Annotated in this window: 7 protein-coding genes; 1 reads left to right on the forward strand and 6 read right to left on the reverse strand. The window is 69.3% G+C overall.

The window, feature by feature from the left end; all coding sequences use genetic code 11:
- The coding region (locus tag BN11_RS10550) for a type II toxin-antitoxin system PemK/MazF family toxin (RefSeq protein ID WP_407667981.1) at positions 1 to 518 on the forward strand (518 nt) is incomplete at its 5' end.
- A gap of 33 nt (positions 519 to 551) precedes the next feature.
- Here BN11_RS10550 and BN11_RS10555 read toward each other — a convergent pair.
- The 6 genes from BN11_RS10555 to BN11_RS10580 form a co-directional block, all read right to left on the reverse strand.
- Positions 552 to 818 (reverse strand): hypothetical protein, encoded by a 267-nt coding sequence (locus BN11_RS10555; protein WP_048697429.1) that lies wholly within the window; start codon positions 816 to 818, stop codon positions 552 to 554.
- 93 nt (positions 819 to 911) lie between these two features.
- Positions 912 to 1,145 (reverse strand): hypothetical protein, encoded by a 234-nt coding sequence (locus tag BN11_RS10560; protein ID WP_048697430.1) that lies wholly within the window; start codon positions 1,143 to 1,145, stop codon positions 912 to 914.
- 542 nt (positions 1,146 to 1,687) lie between these two features.
- Positions 1,688 to 3,526 (reverse strand): 6-bladed beta-propeller, encoded by a 1,839-nt coding sequence (locus BN11_RS10565; RefSeq protein ID WP_048697431.1) that lies wholly within the window; start codon positions 3,524 to 3,526, stop codon positions 1,688 to 1,690.
- Positions 3,490 to 4,386: a DNA glycosylase AlkZ-like family protein gene (locus BN11_RS10570; RefSeq protein ID WP_053084064.1), complete on the reverse strand. Its 897-nt coding sequence runs from the start codon at positions 4,384 to 4,386 to the stop codon at positions 3,490 to 3,492. The genes BN11_RS10565 and BN11_RS10570 overlap by 37 nt, the downstream gene beginning before the upstream one ends.
- A gap of 155 nt (positions 4,387 to 4,541) precedes the next feature.
- Positions 4,542 to 4,802: a 30S ribosomal protein S20 gene (gene rpsT, locus BN11_RS10575; RefSeq protein WP_048697433.1), complete on the reverse strand. Its 261-nt coding sequence runs from the start codon at positions 4,800 to 4,802 to the stop codon at positions 4,542 to 4,544.
- A 192-nt stretch (positions 4,803 to 4,994) separates the two neighbouring features.
- Positions 4,995 to 5,231 carry a hypothetical protein gene (locus BN11_RS10580; RefSeq protein WP_048697434.1) on the reverse strand — a complete coding sequence of 79 codons (237 nt, stop codon included), beginning with the start codon at positions 5,229 to 5,231 and terminating at the stop codon, positions 4,995 to 4,997.
- Positions 5,232 to 5,341 lie beyond the last annotated feature (110 nt).

Raw genomic sequence — 5,341 nt, forward strand, 5'->3', positions numbered from 1 at the left:
TGGACGGCGACATCGAACGGGTGCTCGCCCGGGTGCTGCGCATGCTGGGCGGCGGCGGCCGGGCGGCGCGACGGACCAGCGCACCACACCGGGCCGAGGCCGCGGCATACCCAGGCGATTACATGGGGCCGCTGCCTCGAATCACCTACTCCCCCAACGCCGACGGTCGTCCCGACCCGGGCGAGGTGGTATGGGCGCCGGTGCCCTACCAAGAGGACAGCAGCCGGAGCAAGGACCGGCCGGTGCTGCTCATCGGCCGTGCCGACCCCTGGCTGCTGGCCCTCCCGCTGACCAGTCAGGACCACGACCGCGATGCCGCGCAGGAAGCGTCCGAGGGGCGTTACTGGATCGACGTCGGATCCGGTGCTTGGGACCACCGTGGTCGTGCCTCGGAGGCGGCGCTGCACCGCATCCTGCGTCTCGACCCCCACACCATCCGTCGCGAGGGCGCGGTGCTGGACCGGGAGGTCTTCGAGCAGGTGCGGGCCGCCCTGGAGCAGCACTACGGACCGGGGTGAGGCCGGCGAGGATTCCGGGGACGGGCGGGAGAACTAGCGCCGCGCGTAGACCAGCCACGTGCCGGCTTGATTGCCGGGGACGGTGAGCGCCTCATACCGCTCGCTGCTCGCCAGGGCCCGTCGCAGGACTGCTTGCCCGGCGTCCTGAGCAGGATCCCCGGAAGGCCCGGACGGCAGGACGATGGCGGCATAGGTCCCGTCGGCAACGGCCTGCTCGATCGCGGCCTCTCCGTTGGAGTAGAAGCCGAAGGTGCTGTCCCAGGTGATGTCGGCCCGGTCCCCGGTGCGGTAGGAGAGCACGTCCGCCGATGACGAGAGGTAACGCCCCGCGCCCCCGATGAGGCGGCCCAGGACACGACCGGCCGGGCATCGACCCAACTGGTGAAGAGCGCATCACTGCGAGCGACACCAGTCACGAACAGCAGCACCAGGACTGCCCCCACGGGACCGTAGCGCCAGCGCTGCTGGGACCAGCGGTGCAGCGCCACCCCCCGCCGGGTAGGACAGGAGGAGGGCGGTGAAGGCCAGGTGCTTCTGGAAGGAGGTTTCCTCGCCCAGCCGGATCTGCGCCTTGGGGAGCGCGATGGCGGCGAGGAAGAAACCGCAGCCCGTCAGCCCGGCGCGCACACCATCGGTGCTGAGGAGGTAGGCGCCGACCGGGCAGTTCGTTGCCGCAGGCCCGCTCGTTGTGGCGCAACACGCCCGCCGGGAACATGGTGGCCGCTCCCGACAGCACGTGCACCCAGTTGTCGGCCATGACCAGCACCACGCTGGGTGCCGGTTCTTGCCGCAGCAGGGAACGGATCGTCTTCTCGATGCCGTCTTCCTCGTTGTGTGCCGGGATGATCGCCACTACCTGAGGCGGATCATGCGGCAGGTCGTCGGCTAGCGGCCGTTGCGGCAGCGCCGACCTTCAGCGAACTGTCCGATCATTGTGGATGTCCAAGGACATAGTGCAACCCCACGCAGTCGGCACCCGACTGGTTGCCCGATCACGATTCCAGGCTGGCTTAGGAATCTCTTTACCAACAATTTGCCGACGATCCGCGGCTGGCGGGACATTACGGTCCACCCCGTTTCGGGTAGATAACAGCAGGTCGCAGAGGTGGTGAGGTTCGCCGAGGTGGTGAGGTTCGCCGAGGTGGTGGGGTTCGCCGAGGTGGTGGGGTTCAGCCGAACACTTCCACCCGCTCGTTGCGGGAGTCCATGACGTAGAGGCGTCCCGTCGCGTCGACGTCGATGGCGGCAGGACCCTGGAACTGTCCGTGTGCCGTGCCCGTCGCACCGAAGCTGCCCAAGCGGGCCAGGCTGAGCGAATAGACGGCGACGCGGTTGGCGGTGTGTTCGGTGACATAGACGCGATCCCGGTGCACCACCACGTCGTAAGGCGCTCGCACGCCCGTCATCGACTTTCGCAGCAGGGTGCCAGAGGGACTGAACACATAGAGCGCGTTCTCGGTGACGGCTGCCGCATACACCCGGCCGGCGTCGTCGACCCCGACGCCCGTGCAACCCTTGAGCAGGCCGGGGCCCTGCCCGGGGATGAAAGTCGTCCCGCACGGCCGGGTCCAGATGACCTTGCCGGTGAGGTCGGTCGCGACGATCCGCAGGTTGTTGCTGTCCGCGTGATAGATCCGATTGCCGCGCACGACCAGATCGCGCGCCAGCTGGTATTGCCCGGTCTCGGTGCCCCAACGACCGAAGGACCGCAGGAAGGTCCCGGTCGCGCTGTAGGCCTTGACATTGCCCTGTCGGCTGTTGGCCACCCACACGCGTCCGGTGGCCTGGTCGACCGTCACGCCGCGGGGGTAGTTCATCGCATACCCGCCCGTGCTGCCCCGGAATCCCCATTGCCGGGCGAACGCGCCTGCGGCAGTGAACTGTTGGATGCGCTGGTTGTACGTGTCGGCCACGTAGACGGCACCGGTCGAATCGTTGACGGCCACCCCCATGGCCTGGTTGAAGCCTCCAGGAGGGGGCGGCGGCACGGGGTCGGGCAGCGAGCGCAGGAAGGTCCCGTCGGGGCGGAAGACGAGGACCCGGTAGCCACCGAAATCGGGCGCATAGACGTTGCCGTCGAGACCGACCGTCAGTTCGCGCCCGCCATCGCGGAACTGCCCGGGGCCGCTGCCCTCGCTGCCGAAGGTGGCCAAGTGTTCGCCGGTCAGGCTGAACTTCTCGATCTGACTGGCCTCGGCGTCATTGGCGTAGATCCAGCCGTTGACGCGATCGATCGCGAGGCCGCGCATGTCGCCGCGGAATTTGCCCGGTCCGTCCCCTCGCGCCCCGATGGTGCGCACGAACGCTCCGCTGGCGTCGAAGACCTGGATCAGACCCTTACTCGTGTCGGCGACATAGGTGTTCGACGCTGCGTCGACGGCGATGCCGCGCAGCAGGCCGAATTGTCCGGGCTCGCTGCCGACGCCGGTGATGGCTCGCTTGAACACCCCGTCCTTGGAGAACACCAGCACCGCGGCGAAGAGGTAGGGCACGTTGTGGGAACTGACGGCATACAGGTCGCCATCAGGGCCGGTGGTGATGTGGGTGACGTAGGGGTACGGAACGGTCACTCCCGCGACATACGGCGGGATGTCGCGGATGAAGCTGCCGTCGGCGGCCAGTTTGACGATCCGCCGTTCGGGGTGGTTCATGTCGGCGATGTAGATCGAACCGTCCACCGGGTCCGTCGCCACGCCGTGCGGCGCGCTCGTCTGTCCCGGACCTTTGCCGCGGCTGCTCATCGTCTGCAGCAGCGTGCCGTCGGTGGCGTAGCGGCGTACGACGTAGTTCCAGTAGTCGCCGATGACGATGGTGCCGTCGGGAGCAGTGGCGGCACCCCAGGCATACACCCCGGCATGCCCCGGCCCGCCGATCGTGCGCTGGTATGCGGGCGGGGTCCACGCCTGGGCATCGGCCGGCGTGCGAGGCATCAGGACCGCCGCCACCAGGGCGACGAACACCACAGCGAACGTCAGAAACCGGGTGGTGGCGGCGGGTGTTGCGGGCACGGCTGGCCTCCTTCGCAAGGAAGTGATCGCGAAATGCTATGGCCCAGATCCGCTGCTGTCAGCGGAATCGGAAAACTCGTGGCCGGCACGAGGGCCGCCCACTCCCTCGGCTCCTCGACGGGGTCGAGGTCGTCCGGGAGCAGCCAGCCAAGGAGGCCGCCGGCGAGCGCGACCGGGACGGCGCCGAGGTCGGCGAGCGCGGCGCGCACAGCTGTCTTGGTGGCGCCGAGCCACCAGACGATGTCGTCCTCGCTGCCGGGCCCGAACGTCCGCAGCCATCTGGCGACAAGGTCACGGTATGCCGTGCGGGCGTCCGGCAGGTCGGGCTCAGCCCCGAGCCAGCGGGTCATGGTGGTCCACGCGGGCCGCGACGTGCGCCAGTGGGTGGCGTTCGCCGCGCGGGCGACTTGACCGTCAGCGGCGAGGATCGTCAGGACGCGTGGTGCGAGCGGCACCTCTTGACCCCATTTGGTGCCGATCGCGACCGGGACCGCGCCGGCGACGTCGGGGACCTGACGCTTGATCTCTGCGGTCGTGAGGGTGGCGTCGCGGAGTGCATCCAGCACGCCCTCCTCCGCGTTGGCGAGCCAGTGCTCGGGGTCACGGCTGAGCCCGGCCGCGGCGACCTCCTTGAGCAGGCGTCGCCGTTCCGGACCGGCGACGCGCTGCCCGGGGCCGGCGATGACGGCCGGCAGCAGATCACGGCCGACGGCGAACAGGGTGCGCCGCAAACCCAGTTGCTTGACGAGGGCACGGGTCTCGTTGAGGTCGTGTTCGACGTCCGCGACCGTCACGTCGGCAACCCGGGCGGCAATGGCCAGGTGGATCGCGGGGAGTTCGGTCGCGTGCCAAGCCGTCATCGCGGTGGTGGCTGCGTCGATGCCGGCGAAACCCGCGGCCAGCCCGTGCCGGACAGCCAGCCGAGCCCGACGTTCGGCGTCGGTGACAACCCGCGCCGGAGAAAAGACAACGGCCGCTCGTCCGTCAGGACGAGCGGCCGGTGCGGTGGGCCGGGTCAGAGGGACGCGGCCTTCTTAGCCATGGCCGACTTCTTGTTGGCGGCCTGGTTGGCGTGGATGACACCCTTGGCGGCAGCCTTGTCGAGCTTCTTCGACGCGGCGGCCAGCGCCTCCTTGGCGGCCGCGGCGTCGCCGGCGTCGGCGGCCTCGCGGAACTTGCGGATCCACGTGCGCAGCTCGGACTTGACGGCCTTGTTGCGCTCGGTGCGGACCTTGTTGGTCTTGATCCGCTTGATCTGGGACTTGATATTCGCCACTGGTGATCTTTCTTTGGTTGGTCGGGTTGCCGTTGAGGGCGGCAGGGCGGCTCGGGACCGACGTGGGGATGCCTTGCGTGAGCTGCCCTGGGTGGTGCTGCGATGCGCACACGACCATGCGCGCACGCGAAGGACAAATTTACCAGCGACTTCGCGGCGGGGCGAAATCGGCGGGAGGCGGCGCGCTGACCGTCACGGCCGCGCTCGGGCGAGGCCGGTCGCCAGCTCGGCCACGGCCCGCTCGTAGGCGGCGCGGCCGAAGGGGAACGGCCCGGGTAGCCACGCGTAGCTCCCCGCGAGCTTAGGCTCGCGGGTGCGCCGCGCTTCCGGCAGTTCGACCGCGCGGGCCAGGTCCCGCAGGCTCCTGCCGTTGATCTCGATGACGATCTCGTTGTCACCGGCGCGATAGGCGAAGGTGATGGTGTCCACGCGGCGACGTCCTGCTCACCCGTGCTCGGCGGCGATGGTCAAGATGGCGCGCTCCACGGCATACACCGGGTCGCGGCCGCCGCCCTTGACCTCGAAGTCGGCCGCCGCCA

Source organism: Nostocoides australiense Ben110 (assembly GCF_001050535.1).
In the GTDB taxonomy this organism is placed as follows: domain Bacteria; phylum Actinomycetota; class Actinomycetes; order Actinomycetales; family Dermatophilaceae; genus Nostocoides_A; species Nostocoides_A australiense.

Excerpts from the sequence above, each read along its gene's own strand:
- BN11_RS10570 (WP_053084064.1), bottom strand. The coding sequence starts at position 4,386 with ATGACGGCTTGGCACGCGACCGAACTCCCCGCGATCCACCTGGCCATT.